Source organism: Burkholderia sp. Bp8992 (genome assembly GCF_003853705.1).
In the GTDB taxonomy this organism is placed as follows: domain Bacteria; phylum Pseudomonadota; class Gammaproteobacteria; order Burkholderiales; family Burkholderiaceae; genus Burkholderia.
The window spans coordinates 1-18073 of record NZ_QTQI01000030.1; the positions used below are offsets into that span (position 1 = coordinate 1).

The 18073-nt window shown below is 70.2% G+C and carries 18 protein-coding genes; 9 read left to right on the top strand and 9 right to left on the bottom strand.

All coding sequences use genetic code 11. From position 1 onward, the window contains the following. Nucleotides 1–123: transposase (locus DIE03_RS31785; protein WP_143329487.1), on the top strand; the 123-nt coding region annotated here is incomplete at its 5' end. Nucleotides 124–167: 44 nt separating this feature from the next. Here DIE03_RS31785 and DIE03_RS31790 read toward each other — a convergent pair. Beyond that, complete coding sequence (locus DIE03_RS31790) at nt 168–4241, bottom strand: translocation/assembly module TamB domain-containing protein (RefSeq protein ID WP_124456151.1); 4074 nt, start codon at nt 4239–4241, stop codon at nt 168–170. Nucleotides 4242–4269: 28 nt separating this feature from the next. Beyond that, on the bottom strand, nt 4270–6084 hold the full coding sequence (locus DIE03_RS31795) for an autotransporter assembly complex family protein (protein ID WP_124456152.1): 1815 nt from the start codon (nt 6082–6084) through the stop codon (nt 4270–4272). A 248-nt stretch (nt 6085–6332) separates the two neighbouring features. On the opposite strand from DIE03_RS31795, the gene DIE03_RS31800 reads away from it, so the two are divergent. The 4 genes from DIE03_RS31800 (at nt 6333) to panD (ending at nt 8933) form a co-directional block, all read left to right on the top strand. Next, nucleotides 6333–6521, top strand: coding sequence for a DUF3460 family protein (locus DIE03_RS31800; protein WP_006478107.1), 189 nt, complete (start codon nt 6333–6335; stop codon nt 6519–6521). Nucleotides 6522–6525: 4 nt separating this feature from the next. Then, entirely contained in the window at nt 6526–7398 is an 873-nt protein-coding gene (locus DIE03_RS31805; protein WP_034186260.1) for a ScpA family protein, read from the top strand. A gap of 264 nt (nt 7399–7662) precedes the next feature. Further along, nucleotides 7663–8502, top strand: a complete 840-nt coding sequence (panC, locus tag DIE03_RS31810; protein WP_124456153.1) for a pantoate--beta-alanine ligase — start codon at nt 7663–7665, stop codon at nt 8500–8502. A 44-nt stretch (nt 8503–8546) separates the two neighbouring features. After that, on the top strand, nt 8547–8933 hold the full coding sequence (panD, locus tag DIE03_RS31815) for an aspartate 1-decarboxylase (protein WP_011545962.1): 387 nt from the start codon (nt 8547–8549) through the stop codon (nt 8931–8933). Nucleotides 8934–9027: 94 nt separating this feature from the next. Here the strand turns inward: panD and DIE03_RS31820 are convergent, their stop codons facing one another. The 4 genes from DIE03_RS31820 to DIE03_RS31830 all read right to left on the bottom strand — a co-directional run bounded on the left by DIE03_RS31820 (nt 9028) and on the right by DIE03_RS31830 (nt 12118). Further along, on the bottom strand, nt 9028–9696 hold the full coding sequence (locus DIE03_RS31820) for a ParA family protein (RefSeq protein ID WP_124456154.1): 669 nt from the start codon (nt 9694–9696) through the stop codon (nt 9028–9030). Between the two features lie 137 nt (nt 9697–9833). Then, nucleotides 9834–10247, bottom strand: a complete 414-nt coding sequence (locus DIE03_RS31825) for a DoxX family protein (protein WP_124456155.1) — start codon at nt 10245–10247, stop codon at nt 9834–9836. 148 nt (nt 10248–10395) lie between these two features. Further along, entirely contained in the window at nt 10396–10533 is a 138-nt protein-coding gene (locus tag DIE03_RS38455) for a hypothetical protein (protein ID WP_185658262.1), read from the bottom strand. A gap of 82 nt (nt 10534–10615) precedes the next feature. Further along, the gene (locus DIE03_RS31830; protein WP_124456156.1) at nt 10616–12118 is read right to left on the bottom strand and encodes a cobyric acid synthase; all 1503 of its coding nucleotides are present in this window, start codon (nt 12116–12118) and stop codon (nt 10616–10618) included. Nucleotides 12119–12192: 74 nt separating this feature from the next. On the opposite strand from DIE03_RS31830, the gene cobU reads away from it, so the two are divergent. The 4 genes from cobU to DIE03_RS31850 are packed head-to-tail and all read left to right on the top strand — an operon-like array spanning nt 12193 to nt 15611. After that, nucleotides 12193–12747: a bifunctional adenosylcobinamide kinase/adenosylcobinamide-phosphate guanylyltransferase gene (cobU, locus tag DIE03_RS31835; RefSeq protein ID WP_124456157.1), complete on the top strand. Its 555-nt coding sequence runs from the start codon at nt 12193–12195 to the stop codon at nt 12745–12747. Further along, nucleotides 12741–13685 (top strand): adenosylcobinamide-phosphate synthase CbiB, encoded by a 945-nt coding sequence (cbiB, locus tag DIE03_RS31840; protein WP_124456158.1) that lies wholly within the window; start codon nt 12741–12743, stop codon nt 13683–13685. The genes cobU and cbiB overlap by 7 nt, the downstream gene beginning before the upstream one ends. Beyond that, nucleotides 13678–14697, top strand: coding sequence for a threonine-phosphate decarboxylase CobD (gene cobD, locus DIE03_RS31845; protein ID WP_124456159.1), 1020 nt, complete (start codon nt 13678–13680; stop codon nt 14695–14697). Before cbiB ends, cobD begins: the two co-directional genes overlap by 8 nt. Continuing rightward, nucleotides 14694–15611 carry a cobalamin-binding protein gene (locus tag DIE03_RS31850; protein WP_124456160.1) on the top strand — a complete coding sequence of 306 codons (918 nt, stop codon included), beginning with the start codon at nt 14694–14696 and terminating at the stop codon, nt 15609–15611. Before cobD ends, DIE03_RS31850 begins: the two co-directional genes overlap by 4 nt. Nucleotides 15612–15640: 29 nt before the next feature. Here DIE03_RS31850 and cobC read toward each other — a convergent pair whose 3' ends face one another. Genes cobC through cobT form a run of 3 tightly spaced genes read right to left on the bottom strand, consistent with a single transcriptional unit; the run spans nt 15641 to nt 18031 of the window. Continuing rightward, nucleotides 15641–16225: an alpha-ribazole phosphatase gene (cobC, locus tag DIE03_RS31855; RefSeq protein ID WP_124456161.1), complete on the bottom strand. Its 585-nt coding sequence runs from the start codon at nt 16223–16225 to the stop codon at nt 15641–15643. Then, entirely contained in the window at nt 16210–16986 is a 777-nt protein-coding gene (locus DIE03_RS31860) for an adenosylcobinamide-GDP ribazoletransferase (RefSeq protein ID WP_124456162.1), read from the bottom strand. The genes cobC and DIE03_RS31860 overlap by 16 nt, the downstream gene beginning before the upstream one ends. Beyond that, complete coding sequence (cobT, locus tag DIE03_RS31865; RefSeq protein ID WP_124456163.1) at nt 16976–18031, bottom strand: nicotinate-nucleotide--dimethylbenzimidazole phosphoribosyltransferase; 1056 nt, start codon at nt 18029–18031, stop codon at nt 16976–16978. The genes DIE03_RS31860 and cobT overlap by 11 nt, the downstream gene beginning before the upstream one ends. Between the last annotated feature and the right edge of the window lie 42 nt (nt 18032–18073).

The window sequence follows — 18073 nt, forward strand, 5'->3', positions numbered from 1 at the left end:
ACCAGTGTCGTCGAGGGCATCAACAACACCATCAAGGTCATCAAGCGTCGGGCTTACGGGTACCGCGACGAGGAATATTTCTTCCTCAAAATCCGTGCCGCGTTCCCCGGTAATCCGCGATGAACCGAAAAAAAGCCCCGAAGGCCGCTTGGCGTTCGGGGCTTTTTTCATGGCTGCTCGGTACGCCGCGTGCGCGCGGCGTCACTGCCGAACCAGCGATCGAAACGCCGCGTGTAGTTCAGGTCGACGCCCTGGAACGTGCCGCCGTACGCGGACACCGACCAGAAGCGCGTCAGGTTGATCGTCGCCTTGAACGCGTTGGCGGCCGACTGCAGCCCCTGCTCGAAGCCGAGCACGAACCGCTCGTTGATCGCCTTCGACACCAGCACGACCTGCGGATCGGTCAGGCCGACTTCGCTGCGGCCGACCGACACCTCGTCGAGACCGAAGGTCTGCGCGACGCGCTTGCCGGTCACGCTGCCGAGCAGCCCGAGCGCCGCCGTCATCGCGCCCTGCTGGCCGACGTTGTTGCCCTGGTCAGTGCCGTGCCCGAACAGCAGCCACGACAGCTTTTCGTTGTCCGTGACGTTCGGCTCCGATACGAGCTTGACCGTCGGCGACTGGATCATGCCCGTCACCTGCACGCCGGCCTCGACCTCCTGATTGCGCCGCATCGCGAGGATGTTGACGCCCGGGTTCGACACCGGGCCGTTGAACGTGAAGAAGCCGTTCTCGATCGCGAGCTTGCGGCCGAACGCCGTGTACGTCGACCCTTCCGTCACGCGCACGTTGCCGACCGCGCGCAGCGGCACGCCCGGCGCGCTCATCACGGTGATCGTGCCGCGCAGCCCGAGATCCGCGCCGTGCCCCTTGAAGCGGAAGTTGTTGCCGAGGCCGATGTCGATGTTCGCGCGCGGCGCGAGCGACGGCGCCGGCTTGTCCTCGACCGGCTTCGGCTTCGCGACCGCGGTGCCCGTCGGCGTCTCGCCGCGCACCGTGCCGTCCGGTTGCACGATCACGACGTCGTCCGACAGGTGCGGCGCCGATTCCTCGGGCAGGTCGAACAGCGCGCGGTCGACCACGAACTTGCCGTCGATCGACAGCGCGCCGCGCGGCCCGTCGTTCGCGACGGTCGCCTTGCCCGACAGCGACAGCTTGCGATCCGGCGCCGCGAACAGTTCGAGCTTGTCCGCGACGATGCTCGCGGTCAGGTCGGGCGCCTCGCCGTCGAGCCGCACGCGGCCGAGCGCGCGCAGCGTGCCGTCGCCGCCGTGGAACTCGACCTGCTGGAATTCGACGAGGTTGTCCGACAGCTTCACGCGCACGATGCCGTCCTTCAGCTGCACGCCCTGGTCGATGAGCGTCGCGGACAGATCGTCGCCCGTCAGCATCCCCGACAGATTCGGCTTCACCGGCGTGCCGGCGACCGTCAGCTTCAGCGCCGCACGGCCGCCCAGCAGATAGCTCGGCCCGAACAGGTTGCCGGTCGTCTTCAATGCGGGGATGTCGGCGTCGATGCGGCCCGACAGCGGACCATCGTCGACGACGCCGAACACGCCGTCGTGCAGCGCGAACGGCACCGCGACGTTCGCGTCGAGCGTGCCGATCCGGCTCGCCTTCGCGAGCGCCGTCACGTTGAGCCGGTTGCCGGGCGTGAAGCTCGCGCGCGCGGACAGGTCGGTCAGCCCGAACGACGCGATGCCGCGCCCGCTCTCGATCGTCACGTCGCCGCCGCGGCGCTTCACCTGCACGTAGCCCGTCGCATTCGCGCCGAGCGAGAAGTCCCAGTCGGCGTCGAGCACGACGTCGGTACGCACCGGCGGCCGCTGGCCCGTCAGTTCCTGGCGCACCTCGAGGAAACGCGCGACCGACGCGCCGCTCACCGAACCGGCCGAGCGCATCTGGCCGTGATCGAATACGAACGACTTCAGGTCGATCGCCGCGCCTTCGAGCGTGAGCCGCGTCGCGCCGAGCGTCACGCGGCCGGTGCCGGCCGACACCGTCAGCGGCGCCTGCAGCGCGACAGCCGGCGTGCCGCGATTGGCCAGACGCGTGACGGTGCCGTCCCAGCGCATCCCGTCGCGGTTCTCGACCACGCCGCCGTTCGCCGCGAGCGTCAGGTCGATCACGCGGCCGCCGGCCATCCCGAGCGCCGAAGCGTCGAGCGTGTGCTTCGCGCGCGTGCCGTCGAGGTTCGCGCGCAACGACTTCAGCTTGAACGAGCCGAGCGCGATGTCGGCCGCGTCGGCCGTGAACACGAGCGCGCCGTGGGCGCCGTCGCGGATGTCCGCGCGGCCTTGTGCGGTGCCGATCCGGTTCGAGCCGACGACGACGTGCTCGGCCTTGTAGGTGGCCGTCACGTTCGGATGCGCGAAGCTGCCCGTCAAATCGCCCTGCGCCTGCACGAGCCCTTCGACGCCGAAGCCGAGCCGGTCGAGCTGCGGTGCGTCGACGACGAAGCGCAGCCGGTCGCCGGGCGCGCCGAAGCTGCCACGCAGGTCGACGTGGTTGCCCGCGATCGACAGCGTCGCGTTGCTCGGCAGGATGCGCGAACCGGCGAGCTGCACGACGCCTGCACCCCTCAGCGGCACACCGTCGTACAGGCTGTCGCCGAGCTTGAAGGTCGCCTTCGTCGAGACCTGCGGCGTGAACGCGCCCGACGCCGTCAGCGTGCCCGACACGCGCGTCTCGCCGCGCTTGGCCGGCGCCTTGGCGGCCTTCGCGGGTGTCTTGCCGCCGGCCGCCTTCGGCGCGCTCATCGCGGCGAGCAGCAGCGGATCGAACGCCGTCAGCGTCGCCTTCGCGTCGTAGCTCGAATGCGCGTCGCGGCGGAACACGCCCGTCAAATCGATGCGGCCCTTGCCCGCCGTCACGCGCGTATCGGTCAGCACGGTCTGCTGCGGCGTCAGCGCGACCTTGGCGCGCGCGCCGAGTGCGAGCTTCGGATCGTTGAGGTTGAAATCGACGGTCGTCACGTCGCCCGCGAGCGTCACGCCGAGCGGCCCGCCGAGGCGCATCGGCCGCAGCTCGGCGACGAACGCGTTCAGGTCGAGGTTCGCGACCTTCAGGTCGAAGCGGCCCTTGCCGCCCGTGAGCGTGCCGCCGCCCGTCACGCTGCCGTCGCGGATCAGTTTCAGCGCGAGATCGTCGATCCGCTGCGCGTGCGCGTCGAGATGCACGGTCGCATGCGCGTCGATCACCGGCAGCAGATGGTCGCCGAGCGTGCCCGGTTTCGCGTTGACGATCGACACGGGGCCCGTCACCGCGAACCCCTTCGCGGGCGCCGAGCCGGCCGGCGCGCTCACCGGCGCGAGTTCCGCGCGCACCGCGAGATCGGCCGCCGGTGCGCCGGGCGAAAGCGCCTGCGGGTTCACGTGGTCGAACGCGAGCGACGCGCGCGTGAGCGGCACCGCGCCGAACGGCGCGGCCTCGACGTGCGCGCGCCCGTTCAGCTTCATCCCGCTCGCGTCGACGTCGGCGACGAGCGCCTCGAGCGAACCCGACACACGGGCCCGCGCGTCGACCGGCTCGTCCGACAGCTTGCCCGCGTAGGTGGCTTCGCCCGTCAGCGCGAACGGCTTCACGCCGTCGAGCTTCGCGCGCGCGGTCAGCGCGCCGTACGGCGTATCGACGCCGTCGAGCACGAGTTCATGGTGGCGGCCGTCGCTGCGGCCGTTCAGCGCGAGACGGTCGAGCTGCGTCGTCGACGTGCCTTCGTGAATGGCGAGACGATCGACGCGCAGGTCGTCGATCCGTACCTGCAGCGGCAGGCTCAGGTCCTGCGGCGTGGTGCTCGGCGTCGACGGCCCCGGCGCGATCCGCACGTCGATCGTGCCGGCGCGCAGATAGGCGATCGACAGCCGCCACGGCGCACGCGTCAATGCCCAGCGGCCGTCGAGCCGGTCGATGCGAACCTCGGTGCCCGAACCGTCGGGGCTCGTCCACGCGAAGCCGCGCAGCCGCACGCCGGTCGCGAGCGAGCCGCCTTCGAGCGTGCCCGCGAGTCGCGTGCCGAGCACGCGACCGGCCAGTTGCCACGCGAGCCGCGTGCCGCGCTCGGTCGTCACCGCGCCCGCCACGAGCGCGGCCGCCAGCACGACGAGCAGCACGACCGTCGCGAGCGTCCATGCGACGACGCGCACCGCCCGGCCGCGGCGCGGCGCGCGCGGCGGCGTGTCGGGCGCGCCGTCGGGCGAGTCCGGATCGTGAGGCGGCGGCGTGTCGTTCGGGTCCTTCGTCATGCGGTTCGTCGTCGATGAAGCGGTACGGTCAGAAAGCGATGCCGAGCGTCAGGTACGGGCGCACGCTATGGTTGCGCAACCCGTACGCGACGTCGACGTTGATCGGGCCGACGGGGCTGCGCCAGCGCGCGCCGACGCCGACACCCGGGTAGAACACCTTCTCGCCCCACGCATCGGTCGCGGTGCCGATGTCGAAGAACGTCGCGGCGCCCCAGTCGCGGTTGAACCAGTGCTGGTATTCAGCGGTGCCCGTCACCAGGTACTTGGTCGGCAGCACGGAACCGTCGACGCTGTTGCCGATGCTCTGGTAGCCGTAGCCGCGCACCGAGTTCGAGCCGCCCGCGCGGAACAGCAGCGATGCCGGCACGCCGGTCGAGCTGCCGCCCGTGAACACGCCGCCGAGCTCCGCACGGAACACGAACAGGTCGCGCTTGCCGACCGGCAGGTACTGCTGGCCGCGCGCGTAGCCGCGGATGAAGGTCTGGTCGGTCAGCACGCCCTTGACCGCGAAGCCGGCCTCCGCGTGGATCAGGTTGCCCGAACGCGGAAACAGCGGATCGTCGACGTTGCGGCGCGTCCATGCCCATTGCGGCACCAGCGCGCGGCTCGTGGTCGGCCCCGCGCCGTTCTGGTCGAGCCGGTCCTGGTAGAACATCAGCGAATACGAATAGTCGATGAACTGGCCGGTGCGCGTGCGCTGCGCGCCGACCCGCGCGCTGTAGATGCGCGTGTCCGACACGTTGGTGTTCGTGTACGACGCAAGCACGCTGTTGGTCCAGCCCTTCTCGCCCGGCGGCATCGACAGCTGGACCTGCCCGTACTGCTGGATCTGGTCGAGCCGGCCCGACACCGTCAGCGGCCACGCGGCGCCGAACGTGTCGAGATACGTGTAGGAGCCCTGCACGTGCGGGCCCGTATCGGTCGCGAAGCCGACGCCGCCGCGGATGTTGTTGTACGGGAACTCGCTGACCTTCACGTGCACGGGCGTGCGCTCGGGCTTCGCCGTATCGTCGCCGACGTCGATCGCGACGCTCGCGTAGTAAGGCGTGTTCTGCAACTGCCGCTGCAGTTCGGTGATCCGCTGCACGTCGTAGATCTCGCCTTCCGACAGCGGATTGACGTTCGTGACGATCTTCTCCGGATAGCGGCGCACGCCGTCGACGTCGACCTTGCCGATCGTGAACGTCGGGCCGCTGTCGAACGTGACGGCGAGCGTCGCGCGCTGCGTGCGCGGATCGATGCGCGCCTCGGACGACGCGATCTTCGCGCCGAGATAGCGGCGCGCCTGCAGTTGCCGGAGCGCCGCGCCCTTCGCGCCGTCCCAGTCGGACTGCGTGAACGGGTCGCCGGGCTTCAGCGAGAACGCGAAACGCGTCGCGGCCTCCTGCTTCGGATCCTCGGTCTCGACGGGCCCCTTGAACGTCAGGTCGACCGTCGACACGACGGTCTGCTTGCCGGGATCGACCGCGATGCGCACGTCGCGCTTGCCGTCGCGCGTGCGCACGTCGGTACGCACGACCGGCGAGAAATAGCCGGCCGTCGCGGTCAGGTCGCGCACCTGCTGCGGGGTGGCCGTGACGAGGAAGTCGAACTGGTCGTCGCTGATGTCGTCGCGCTTCGCGAAGCGCGCGATGTCGAGATGCGTCTTGAGGAGCTTGCGGATCGAGCGCGGCGCGTCGATATCGACGTCGTACTTCGCGTGCGCCGGCAGCGCGAAGCACGCGGCGAGGCACCCGGCGAGGGTCGCCCGTGCGATGCCGGCCGCGGCGCCGGCGCGACTGCGTGCCGCGCGCGGGCCCGCGTCCTGCGCAGTAGGTGCTTGCTGGTTCGACTGCCCCGCCAAATATGACCTCGCCGTGCTGGATTGTTACGGTTTCGTGGAAAACCCTGTATTTGACCACAGGGTGCGGGCGCCAAAGCCAAACGATTGTGAAAGAGTGCGAAGCCCCGCCGCGACCGCCGCACGCGGCATGCGGACGCCGACCCGCGGATTCGACGCGCGATTGGCGCCGGCTGTTCCCCGCGATGCGGTAAAATCCCGCCATCGCGAATCCGGCGCATCGTGCGCCGCCCGAAACGGAAGATCCAGCCATGCCGTACCAGTCCGACGTCACGCAGTTCCTGAACCAGCTCAAGCAGCAGAAGCCGACGCTCGAGGAAGAGCAGCGCAAGGGCCGTTCCCTGCTGTGGGACAAGCAGCCGATCGATCTCGAAGAGCGCGCCGAGCAGCAGGAATCGCGCGTGAAGCAAACGTCGTACGTCTACTACCAGAACTTCTGACGACGTGAGCGCCGCCGACGAGGCCAGCGCCGCCCGGCAGGACGACGCGATCGCCGCGCCCGCGGGCGCCGATTCGACGCCCGACACGGTCGACGGTGTCGCGGCGTTCGCTCGCCTGTACGGCGAGCCGCTCTTCAAGCTGCCGCAGGATCTGTACATCCCGCCCGATGCGCTCGAGATCTTCCTCGAGACGTTCGAAGGCCCGCTCGACCTGCTGCTGTACCTGATCCGCAAGCAGAACTTCAACGTGCTCGACATCCCGATGGCGCAGGTCACCGCGCAATATCTGGGCTACGTCGACCAGATCCGCACGTCGAACCTCGAGCTGGCGGCCGAATACCTGCTGATGGCCGCGATGCTGATCGAGATCAAGTCGCGGATGCTGCTGCCGGTCAAGAAGGCCGACACCGGCGAGGAAGCGGAAGATCCCCGTGCCGAACTCGTGCGCCGCCTGCTCGAATACGAGCAGATGAAGCTCGCCGCGCAGCGGCTCGACCAGCTGCCGCAGCTCGGCCGCGACTTCCTGCGCGCCGAGGTCTACATCGAGCAGAGCATCACGCCGCGCTTTCCCGACGTGAACTCGGACGACCTGCGCGCCGCGTGGGCCGACGTGCTCAAGCGTGCGAAGCTCGTCCAGCACCACAAGATCTCCCGCGAGGAGCTGTCGGTGCGCGAACACATGAGCCTGATCCTGCGCCGGCTGCAAAACGCGCGCTTCATGGAGTTCGCCGACCTGTTCGACACGTCGCGCGGCGTGCCGGTCGTGGTCGTGAACTTCATCGCGATGCTCGAGCTCGCGCGCGAATCGCTCGTCGAGATCACGCAGCCCGAACCGTTCGCGCCGATCTACGTGCGCCTCGCGTACCTGCCCGCGTAACACCGGCCCCCGCCCGCCGCATCCCGCTCCCCGGTTCGTCCCGACGCTCGCCGCTTCGAGGCGGCGGCTGGCCGTCCAGCGGGTTTCCGGCACGCCCCGATAAAAAGTGAACGATCGTTCTTTTATCAATGCGTCCGGCGGCCAAATCCTCTACAATCCGCCGACGCCCGATGCGCCGCCTGCGCGCCGGCGTTGTCCGCTTCGACCCCGACGCCGCTGCTGCGGCGCCAACGCGCGCATGCGCGAGGAACCCGCTACCCGATCATGAAAGTCATCAGCTCGATCCATGAACTGCGCGACCAGCTGCGCGGACAGAACCGCACGGCGTTCGTGCCGACGATGGGCAACCTGCACGAAGGGCACCTGTCGCTGATGCGCCTCGCGCGCCAGCACGGCGATCCGGTCGTGGCGAGCATCTTCGTCAACCGGCTGCAGTTCGGCCCGAACGAGGATTTCGACAAGTACCCGCGCACGCTGCAGGACGATATCGAGAAGCTGCAGAAGGAAAACGTCTACGTGCTGTTCGCGCCGACCGAGCGCGACATGTACCCGGAACCGCAGGAATACCGCGTACTGCCGCCGGACGACCTCGGCGGGATTCTCGAGGGCGAGTTCCGTCCCGGCTTCTTCGCCGGCGTGTGCACGGTCGTCACGAAGCTGATGTCCTGCGTGCAGCCGCGCGTCGCCGTGTTCGGCAAGAAGGATTACCAGCAGCTGATGATCGTGCGCCGGATGTGCCAGCAGCTCGCGCTGCCGGTCGAGATCATCGCGGCCGAGACCGTGCGCGACGAGGACGGCCTCGCGCTGTCGTCGCGCAACCGCTACTTGACGACCGACGAGCGCAAGGAAGCGCCCGAACTGGCGAAAACGCTGCAGCGCGTGCGCGACAGCGTGCTCGGCGGCGAGCGCGACCTCGGCAAGCTCGAGCAGCACGCGCATGCGCACCTGGCCGAACGCGGCTGGGTGCCCGACTACATCGCGATTCGCCGCCGCGCGAACCTGATCGCACCGAGCGCCGCCGAACTCGAGGCCGGCGAGCCGCTCGTCGTGCTCGCGGCCGCGAAGCTCGGCGCGACGCGCCTCATCGACAACCTGGAAATCTGACGGGCGGCCCGCCCGCGCCTCTCACGACGCATCACGGAGACACCATGCAGCGCCACATGCTCAAATCGAAGATCCACCGTGCGGCGGTCACGCACTGCGAACTGCACTACGAAGGTTCGTGCGCGATCGACGAAGACCTGCTCGAAGCGGCCGGCCTCATCGAAAACGAACGGATCGACATCTGGAACATCAACAACGGCGAGCGCTTCTCGACGTACGCGATCAAGGGCGAGCGCGGCAGCGGGATGATCTCGCTGAACGGCTCGGCCGCGCGCCGCGCGCAGCTCGGCGACCTCGTGATCATCGCGGCGTTCGCAATGGTCGACGAAGCCGAACTGCAGGCCGGCTGGAAGCCGAAGCTCGTGTTCATCGACGACGGCAACAAGATCAAGGGCCACCGCGATCACGTACCGACGCAGAACTGGACCTGATCCGACAGTTGCCTACGGACAAAGGGCCGGATCCCGTGCTGCACAGGATCCGGCCCTTCTCGTTTCGTCACGCGCACGCGCGGCGGCCGCGCGCTCAGGACGACCTGGCGACCTTCTCGGCCTTTTCCGCCTTCGGCGCACGGCGCTCGGCCCATTCGACGATCGGCCGCCACTGTTCGAGATCCTTCTCGACGCGGCTCTTCGCGACGTCCCACAGCGTCAGGCCATGCGCGGCGATCTGCACGTAGTTCTGCGTGTCGCGCACGTAGCCGAGCACCGGCAGGCCGAGCCCCTCGACGAACCGGTGCAGCTGGTCGGACGAGCGCGTGCGCGCGTCGACGCGCATCCCGACGATCCCGACCTCGACGCTGCCCTTGCGCACGGCCTTCTCGCCGGCCAGGCGCTCCAGAAACTGCTGGGTCGCGAGGATATCGAACATCGACGGCTGGAGCGGCACGATCACCTTGTCGGCCAATTGCAGCGCGACGTTGAGCCGCGTGCCGTGCAAGCCGGCCGGCGTATCGATCACCGCGTATTCGAGGCCGCGCGGCGGCTTCGACGGCGCGTCCGGGTCGAGATCCCACGCCTCGATCGGCGGCAGCCCTGCCGGCCGCAGGTCGAGCCACGCATGCGCGGACTGCTGCCGGTCCAGGTCGGCGAGCGCGACCCATGCGCCCTGCGCCGCGAAATAGCCGGCAAGATTGGTGGACAGCGTGCTCTTCCCCACGCCGCCCTTCGGATTCGCCACCACGATCACCGTCATGAATTCCCCCGAAAAAGCCGCGCAGCGCCGGCCGCATGGCCGGCGCCGCTCGATTGCGGATACAGGGAGCGATGATATCGGCAAACGGGGTGTCACCGGAACGGGTTGCGCCGATCCGCCCGCCGCTTTCGTCCGTCTTACACGCGCTGGACCGCGGCCGCCCGCGCGCCGATCGCGAATGCACCGCCGCCCAGCAGCGCCTGCACGGCGAGCGTGACGGCCCAGAACGCCGGATATTCCCAGCCGCCGTTCGGCGACGCGAAGCTCCAGCCATGCGGCAGATGCGCGGCGGTCGCGCCGAGCATGAACGGCAGCAGCACGAGCGCGGCGACGCGCACGCGGAAGCCCGCGAGCAGCGCGAGACCGCCCGCCAGTTCGACGAACGTCGTCAGGTACGCGAGCCAGCCCGGCAGGCCGATCGACACGAAAAATTGCGCGGTGCCGGGCAGCGTGAAGACAAACACCTTCTGCGCAACGTGCGCGAGGTACAGCACGCCGAGCGCGACACGCAGCAGCGTCGCGGCGAAATCATTCAGGCGATTGGCGTTCATGGCGGATTCCTTCGTGAGTGGATGAGAATGGCTCACACTCTATTCAAATCGATTTCGCCGATAAACACGCCAATCCGCTTTAACTGATTCCCACAAGGAATGAATAGAATCAAAAAAAGGGCATGACCGATCATGCCCTTGCGATACGTCAGTAGCCGCTCTTGCCTTGTGTGGCGTCGCCGGAGCCGGACTGGCCGCCCGGCGCGGACGAATCGCACGCGTGCGCCACCGCCGACACGCCCAGCAGCGCCGCGAGCAGCGCGCCCAACCACCATCGAGCCTTCATCGTCGCCCTCCTCCGGGCGGACCTCCGCCCTCCTCTGTTGTACGCGATCGGGCGAAAAATGCGAGGGCCGCCCGCGCGCACGTCAGCGAAATTCGGCGTACAGCGTGTCGAGGTCGAGATGGGCGGCGAACGTGTCGGCCAGCCGCTCGAGCGACGCCTCGCGCAGCGCCGGATAGTCGATGCGTTCCGCGCCGTCGAGCCCGGCCCACGCGAGCAGCGCCGCGCATGCGTCGGGCGCGTCGAACAGCCCGTGCACGTAGGTCGCGAGGATCTGGCCATCGGCGGACACCGCACCATCGGCACGCGTGCCGCCCTGCGCATCATCGGCCGCCAGCATCAGCGCGGGTGCCGCGAGCGCGGGCCCGCGCGTGTCGCCCATGTGGATCTCGTAGCCGCGCACGGCGGCGGCGCCCGGCAGCGCGAGTTGCCCCGTCACGTTCTTCAGCGTCTTGTCAGGCTGCAGCGTCGTGTCGAAATCGAGCAGCGCGAGCCCCGGCACGCTGCCGGGCACGCCTTCGAGGCCGAGCGGATCGTCGAGCGTGCGGCCGAGCATCTGCATCCCGCCGCAGATGCCGATCACCTTGCCGCCGTAGCGCAGGTGGCGACGGATCACCGCATCCCAGCCCGCGTCGCGCAGCCACGCGAGGTCGCGCTGCACGCTCTTCGAACCGGGCAGGATCAGCAGGTCGGCGTCCGGCACGGGGCCGCTCTTCCAGTACGTGAATTCGACCTGCGGATGCGCGCGCAGCGGATCGAAATCGGTGTGGTTGCTGATGCGCGGCAGCGCGGGCACGACGACGCGCAGCACGCCGGCGTCGCCACACGCGGCGGCGCTGCGCGCCTGCGCGGGCAGCATGTCCTCGGCATCGAGCAGCAGCCCGTGCAGGTACGGCAGCACGCCGAACACGGGCTTGCCCGTCTGCGCGCGCAGCCAGTCGAGCCCCGGTTCGAGCAGCTTGATGTCGCCGCGGAAGCGATTGATCACGAAACCGCGCACGCGTGCGCGTTCGCTGTCCGACAGGCACGCGAGCGTGCCGACCAGGTGCGCGAACACGCCGCCGCGGTCGATGTCGGCGACGAGCACGACCGGACAGTCGACGCGCTCGGCGAAGCCCATGTTGGCGATGTCGCCTTCGCGCAGGTTGATCTCGGCCGGGCTGCCGGCGCCTTCGACGATCACCGTGTCGTAGCCGGCGCGCAGGCGTGCGTACGACTCGAGCACCGCATCGAACGCGACCGGCTTGTAGTCGTGATACGCGCGCGCATCGAGGTTCATGCGCGCCTTGCCGTGAATGATCACCTGCGCGCCGCGATCGCTCGTCGGCTTCAGCAGCACGGGGTTGAAATCCGTATGCGGCGCGACGCCCGCGGCCAGCGCCTGCAGCGCCTGTGCGCGGCCGATCTCGCCGCCGTCGGCCGTCACCGCGCTGTTGAGCGCCATGTTTTGCGGCTTGAACGGTGCCACGCGCGCGCCGGCACGACGCGCGAGGCGGCACAGGCCCGCGACGAGCGTGCTCTTGCCCGCGTCGGACGTCGTGCCCTGGATCATCAGCGTGCCGCGCGGCCGCGGCTCGGGTGCATTCATCGTGTGAAGGTCATTGCGAAGCGAAGGCCGCATTATCGCCCGCGACAGGCCGCCCGCGCCGTTACAATCACGCGATGATTCCGCACGACCTCACCTTCGTCCTCGGCGGCGCGCGCTCGGGCAAGAGCGCCCATGCCGAGCGGCTCGCCGCCGCCAGCGGCCGCCCCGTCACCTACATCGCGACCGCGACCGCCGCCGATGCCGAATTCGCGCAGCGCATCGCGCATCATCGCGCGCGGCGGCCGGCCGACTGGGGCTTCGCCGACGCCCCCGTCGACCTCGCCGGCACGCTCGCGCGGCTCGACGATCCGCACGCATGCCTGCTCGTCGACTGCCTGACGCTGTGGCTCACGAACCTGCTGTGCCCGGCCGACGGCGAACCGCTCGACGATGCGCAGTACGCGGCCCAGGTCGACCGTCTCGAGCACGCATTGCGCGGCGCACGCGCGAAAGTGATCGTCGTCAGCAACGAGATCGGCCTCGGCGTCGTGCCGCTCGGGTCGGTCACGCGCCGCTACGTCGACGAGCTCGGACGCCTGAACCAGCGCGTCGCCGCGCTCGCGACGCGCGTGACGCTGCTCGTCGCGGGGCTGCCGCTCGACCTCAAGGCCGGAGCACCGTCATGCTGATGCTGTCGCTGCCCGTCGTCGCGATGCTCGCGGTCGCTGCCGCGATCGTCGACCGCGCGATCGGCGAGCCGGCCGGCTGGCATCCGCTCGTCGCGTTCGGCCGCCTCGCCGCACGCATCGAAGCCGCGCTGAACACGGGCCGGCGCGGCCGCATGGTCGGCGTCGCCGCGTGGCTCGCGGCCGTCGTGCCGCCGGTGGCCGTCGTGGCGTGGCTCGTCACCGTGCTGCCGTGGCCGCTCGCGGCGGCACTGCACGTCGCGCTGCTGTGGTTCGCGCTCGGCGCGAAGAGCCTCGCCGACCATGTCGCGCCGATCGCCGCCGCGCTGCTGCGGCACGACCTCGCGGCTGCGCGCACGCTGACCGCGCGCATCGTGTCCCGCGATACGAGCGACGCCGACGAAGGCGCGCTGTCGCGCGCGGCCGTCGAATCCGCGCTCGAAAACGGCAACGATGCGATCTTCGGCGCGCTGTTCTGGTTCGTCGTCGCGGGCGGTCCCGGCGCGCTGCTGTTCCGGCTTGCGAACACGCTCGACGCGATGTGGGGTTACCGCACGCCGCGCTTCCTGACCTTCGGCTGGGCCGCCGCGCGTCTCGACGATGCGTTGAACTGGCTGCCCGCGCGCCTCACGGCCGCAAGCTACGCACTGCTCGGCGATACCGCCTCCGCATGGCGCTGCTGGCGCATGCAGGCACGTCACTGGGACAGCCCGAACGCGGGGCCCGTGATGGCAGCAGGCGCCGGCAGCCTGAACGTGCAGCTCGGCGGCCCGGCCGTCTATCACGGCGAGATCGAGGATCGTCCGGCGCTCGGTACCGGCGCGTCTGCAACCGCCCTCCACATCGTCGCCGCGCTGTCGCTCGTCACGCGCACGCTTGCCCTGTGGCTCGCGCTGCTGGTCGCGAGCGGCGCACTCGCCATGGCCACCCATCATGTCTGATACACGCATCGCGCACGGCGGCAACCTGCATGAAGCCGCCCGCCGCCACGGCATTCCGTACGACGCGTGGCTCGACCTGTCGACCGGGATCAATCCGGTCGGCTATCCGGTGCCGCCCGTCCCGGCCGACGCGTGGCGCCGGCTGCCCGACGACGGCGACGGCCTCGCGGCCTGCGCCGCGCAGTACTACCACGCGCCCGATCCCGCCCACGTGTTGCCGGTTGCCGGCAGCCAGGCCGCGATCCGCGCATTGCCCGCGCTGCTGCCGGCCGGCGACGCCGGCGTCGCGGCGCTCGCGTACGGTGAATACGCGCCCGCCTTCGCGCGCCACGGCCATCGCGTCGTGCCGCTCGACATCGGTGCCGATACGCTGCCGGCGACGCTGCGTCACGTCATCGTCGGGAATCCGAACAACCCGACCGCCGAGTTCGTGCCGGCCGGGCGCCTGCTCGGCTGGCATGCGCAGCTCGCGGCACGCGGCGGCACGCTGATCGTCGACGAGGCGTTCGCCGATACGGGCGCATCGCAGTCGCTCGCGCCGCAGGTCGATCGCCCGGGGCTCGTCGTACTGCGCTCGGTCGGCAAGTTCTACGGGCTCGCCGGCATCCGCGCGGGCTTCGTGCTCGCGTGCCCCGACCGGATCGCCGCGTTGCGCGACTTACTTGGCGCGTGGACGGTCGGCGGTCCCGCACGTCACGCGGTGACCGCGGCGTTCGCCGATCGCGCGTGGCAGGCCGCCGCCCGCGAACGGCTCGCGGCCGACGGCGAACGTCTGGCGGCATTGCTGCGCACACACGGCTTCGCGGTTCGCGCGACACCGCTCTTCAGCTGGACCGACGATCCGCGCGCCGCGGCACTGCATGCGGCCCTCGCGACGCACGGAATCTGGACGCGGCACTTCCCGACGCCGTCGAGCGTGCGCGTCGGCCTGCCGGGCAGCGAAGCCGAATGGCAGCGCCTCGGCGACGCGCTCGCGCACTGCGTGCCGCTGCTGCAACCGGCATCCGCATGAAGCCGCGCACGTTTCGCCGGCTCGCGCCGGCCGCGATGGTGGCCGTGCTCGCTCACGCGCCGCTCGTGCGCGCCGACGTGTCGGCGCGCGACGACGCCGGCAATGCCGTCACGCTGCCTGCACCCGCGCAACGCGTGATCAGCCTCGCGCCACACGCGACCGAACTCGTCTACGCGGCCGGCGGCGGCGCGAAGCTCGTCGGCACCGTGACCTACAGCGACTATCCGCCCGCCGCGCAAGCGGTGCCGCGCGTCGGTGACAACAAGGCGCTCGACCTCGAACGTATCGCTGCGCTGAAACCCGACCTGATCGTCGTCTGGCGCCACGGCAACGCGGAGCGGCAGACCGACGCGCTGCGCGCGCTGCACATCCCGCTGTTCTTCAGTGAACCGAAGCATCTCGACGACGTGTCGTCGTCGCTGCGCCGGCTCGGCACGCTGCTCGGCACGCAGCCGGCGGCCGATGCGGCCGCGGCCGCCTATGCGCGCGATATCGCGGCGCTGCGCGCACGCTACGCGGCGCGCGCGCCCGTCACGATGTTCTTCCAGGTCTGGGACCGGCCGCTGACGACGCTCAACGGCACGCACCTGATCAACGAAGTGATCGAGCTGTGCGGCGGCCGCAACGTGTTTGCGTCGCTCAAGCCGCTCGCACCCACCGTCACCGACGAGGCCGTGCTCGCGGCAAATCCGGAAGCAATCGTGACGACCGGCGCCGGTGCGACGCGTTCGAACGAACCGCTGCCGAGCCTGGCGCGCTGGCGCGCGTGGCCCGCGCTGACGGCCGTGACGCGCAACAACCTGTTCGCGATCGACGGCGACCTGCTGACGCGGCCGTCGCCGCGGATCGCACAGGGCGCGGCGGCGCTGTGCGAGGATCTCGATGCCGCGCGTGCACGGCGGCCGGCGCGCTGATTCACGCGCCGCTGGCGCATGGCGCGCGCCTACGCGTCCCAGTGCATGACTTCCCATGCTCGCGCGTCGTGGTCCGCGCGCAGCCAGACCACGCCGCCCGTCGGCACCGGCCGTGACAGCAGCGTTTCGAGCGGGACACGCAATACGTGCGACGCGAACGCGCGAATCACGCCCCCATGCGTGACGACCCATTGCGATTCGTCGAACTGCGCAATCGCATCGGCCTGCCGTGCGACCCGCTCGACGAACTGTGCAACGCTTTCGCCGCCATGTGCGCACGCATGCATCAGGTCGGCGGCCCACGCATCGAGTGCCGCGCGGTCGATGTCGTCCCAGCGCTGCATTTCCCACGCGCCGAAGTCCATTTCCTGCCAGTCGGCATCGCACCGCAACGGCACATCGAATGCCTGCGCGAGCCGTTCGGCAACCGACAGGCAGCGCGTCGACGGGCTCGTCAGGACCTGTACGGGCAACGGCACGCCGAGTGCCGACAGATGCGCACGCACGGCCTGCACGCCGGCATCGGCCGGCGCGGCGAGCGGCACGTCGCTGCGACCGTAGCAGATGCCCGGCTCGACACCGACGGCCGGATGACGGATCAGGACGACGTCCATCCGAGCACCACGAGATAGATCGCCAGTTCGCACAGTTGCTGCGCGAAGCCGAGACAGTCGCCCGTATAACCGCCGATCCGCTTCACGAAATAGCGGGCGGCCCACACGCGCACGAGCACGAGCGCCACGCACGTAGCGATGCCCATACGCCAGTCGGGCCAGAACAGCCAGGGCAATCCGAATGCGGCCGCGACGCCCGCCGCGCGACCGCCCATCCGCTGCGCGACGGGCTTCGCCTTGCCTTCGGGCCGCACGTAGTCGAGCGTCATCAGCAGGCTCACGGCGGCCGCGCGGCTCGCCGCATGCGCGGCGATCATCGTCCATGCGGCGCGCAGCGGCAGCATCGACGCAAGCGCCTGCCATTTCAGGCCGAGCGTGATCACGAGCGCGACCGCGCCGAACGTGCCGATCCGCGAGTCGTGCATGATGCGCAGCACGTCGTCGCGCGTATAGCCGCCGCCGAACGCATCGCAACTGTCGGCGAGGCCGTCCTCGTGGAACGCGCCGGTCGCGAGCAGCGTCGCGGCCATCGACAGCCCGACCGCGATCGAAGGAGGCAACACGCGCAGCGCGACGAGATAGACGAGCGCGCCCCACGCGCCGACGCACGCGCCGACGAGCGGGAAATACCGCGCAGCCTGGTCGAGATCGCCGGCCGCGTAGCCGATCGAACGCGGCACCGGCACGCGCGTGAAATAGCCGAGCGCGACGAAGAAGTAGCGCAGTTCGGCGCCCGCGCCGCGCGCGCGGTCAGGCGTCACGATCGTCGACGCCGGCGGATTCGAAGCTCGCCATCTCGCTGAGGAACGCCGCGGCCGCGCGTACCAGCGGCAGCGCGAGCGCCGCACCGGTGCCTTCGCCGAGCCGCAGGTCGAGCGCGAGCAGCGGCTTCGCGCCGAAATGCTCGAGCATGCGCCGGTGGCCGGCCTCGTGCGACGTATGCGAGAACACGCAGTAGTCGCGCACGCCGGGCGCGATGCGCTCGGCGACGAGCAGCGCGGCCGTCGCGATGAAGCCGTCGACGAGGATCGTCATCCGCTCGCTCGCGGCCGCGAGATACGCGCCGGTCATCATCGCGATCTCGAAGCCGCCGAACGTCGCGAGCACGTCGAGCGGCGCGATCGCGTGCGAGTGCTTGACGAGCGCACGGCCGAGCACCGCGCGCTTGTGCGCGAGGCCCTGGTCGTCGAGACCCGTGCCGCGCCCGACGCACGCGTCGATCGGCACGTCGAGCAGGCGGCTCATCAGGCACGCGGCCGACGACGTGTTCGCGATCCCCATCTCGCCGAACCCGATCACGTTCGTGCCGAGCGATGCATGCAGACGCACACGCGCTGCACCGGCGGCCAGCGCCGTCATCGCCTCGTCGCGCGACATCGCCGGCTCCGCCGCGAAGTTGCGCGTGCCGCGCGCGACCGGCAGCGACACCAGCCGGTCGGACAGTGGCAACGGCGACGCGACGCCCGCATCGACGATCTCGAGCGTGCTCTGCGCGACGCCCGAGAACGCGTTGATTGCCGCGCCGCCGGCCAGGAAATTCGCGACCATCTGCGCGGTCACCGCCTGCGGATAGGGGCTCACGCCCTCGGCCGCGATCCCGTGGTCGCCGGCGAACACGATCGTCACCGGGCGCTGCACGACCGGCCGCTCGGTGTGCTGGATCAGGCCGATCTGCAGCGCGACCGCCTCGAGCTGGCCGAGGCTGCCGGGCGGCTTGGTCTTGTGGTCGATCACATGCTGCAGGCGTGTGCGCAGCGCGTCGTCGAGCGGCGCGATCGCGGGCGGGAAGTGGGTCGGAGTCGTCATCGGGGAGCCGTGTCGTGGGCGCGGCACGCGCCGCGCATCGAA

What these genes read in the sequence shown, in the direction of transcription:
- DIE03_RS31790 (WP_124456151.1), bottom strand. Translation starts at nt 4,241, where the DNA reads ATGACGAAGGACCCGAACGACACGCCGCCGCCTCACGATCCGGACTCG.
- cobU (WP_124456157.1), top strand. Translation starts at nt 12,193, where the DNA reads ATGATTCCGCACGACCTCACCTTCGTCCTCGGCGGCGCGCGCTCGGGC.
- cobC (WP_124456161.1), bottom strand. Translation starts at nt 16,225, where the DNA reads ATGGACGTCGTCCTGATCCGTCATCCGGCCGTCGGTGTCGAGCCGGGC.
- DIE03_RS31820 (WP_124456154.1), bottom strand. Translation starts at nt 9,696, where the DNA reads ATGACGGTGATCGTGGTGGCGAATCCGAAGGGCGGCGTGGGGAAGAGC.
- DIE03_RS31830 (WP_124456156.1), bottom strand. Translation starts at nt 12,118, where the DNA reads ATGAATGCACCCGAGCCGCGGCCGCGCGGCACGCTGATGATCCAGGGC.
- panD (WP_011545962.1), top strand. Translation starts at nt 8,547, where the DNA reads ATGCAGCGCCACATGCTCAAATCGAAGATCCACCGTGCGGCGGTCACG.
- DIE03_RS31850 (WP_124456160.1), top strand. Translation starts at nt 14,694, where the DNA reads ATGAAGCCGCGCACGTTTCGCCGGCTCGCGCCGGCCGCGATGGTGGCC.
- cobD (WP_124456159.1), top strand. Translation starts at nt 13,678, where the DNA reads ATGTCTGATACACGCATCGCGCACGGCGGCAACCTGCATGAAGCCGCC.
- panC (WP_124456153.1), top strand. Translation starts at nt 7,663, where the DNA reads ATGAAAGTCATCAGCTCGATCCATGAACTGCGCGACCAGCTGCGCGGA.
- DIE03_RS38455 (WP_185658262.1), bottom strand. Translation starts at nt 10,533, where the DNA reads ATGAAGGCTCGATGGTGGTTGGGCGCGCTGCTCGCGGCGCTGCTGGGC.
- DIE03_RS31800 (WP_006478107.1), top strand. Translation starts at nt 6,333, where the DNA reads ATGCCGTACCAGTCCGACGTCACGCAGTTCCTGAACCAGCTCAAGCAG.
- DIE03_RS31825 (WP_124456155.1), bottom strand. Translation starts at nt 10,247, where the DNA reads ATGAACGCCAATCGCCTGAATGATTTCGCCGCGACGCTGCTGCGTGTC.
- cobT (WP_124456163.1), bottom strand. Translation starts at nt 18,031, where the DNA reads ATGACGACTCCGACCCACTTCCCGCCCGCGATCGCGCCGCTCGACGAC.
- cbiB (WP_124456158.1), top strand. Translation starts at nt 12,741, where the DNA reads ATGCTGATGCTGTCGCTGCCCGTCGTCGCGATGCTCGCGGTCGCTGCC.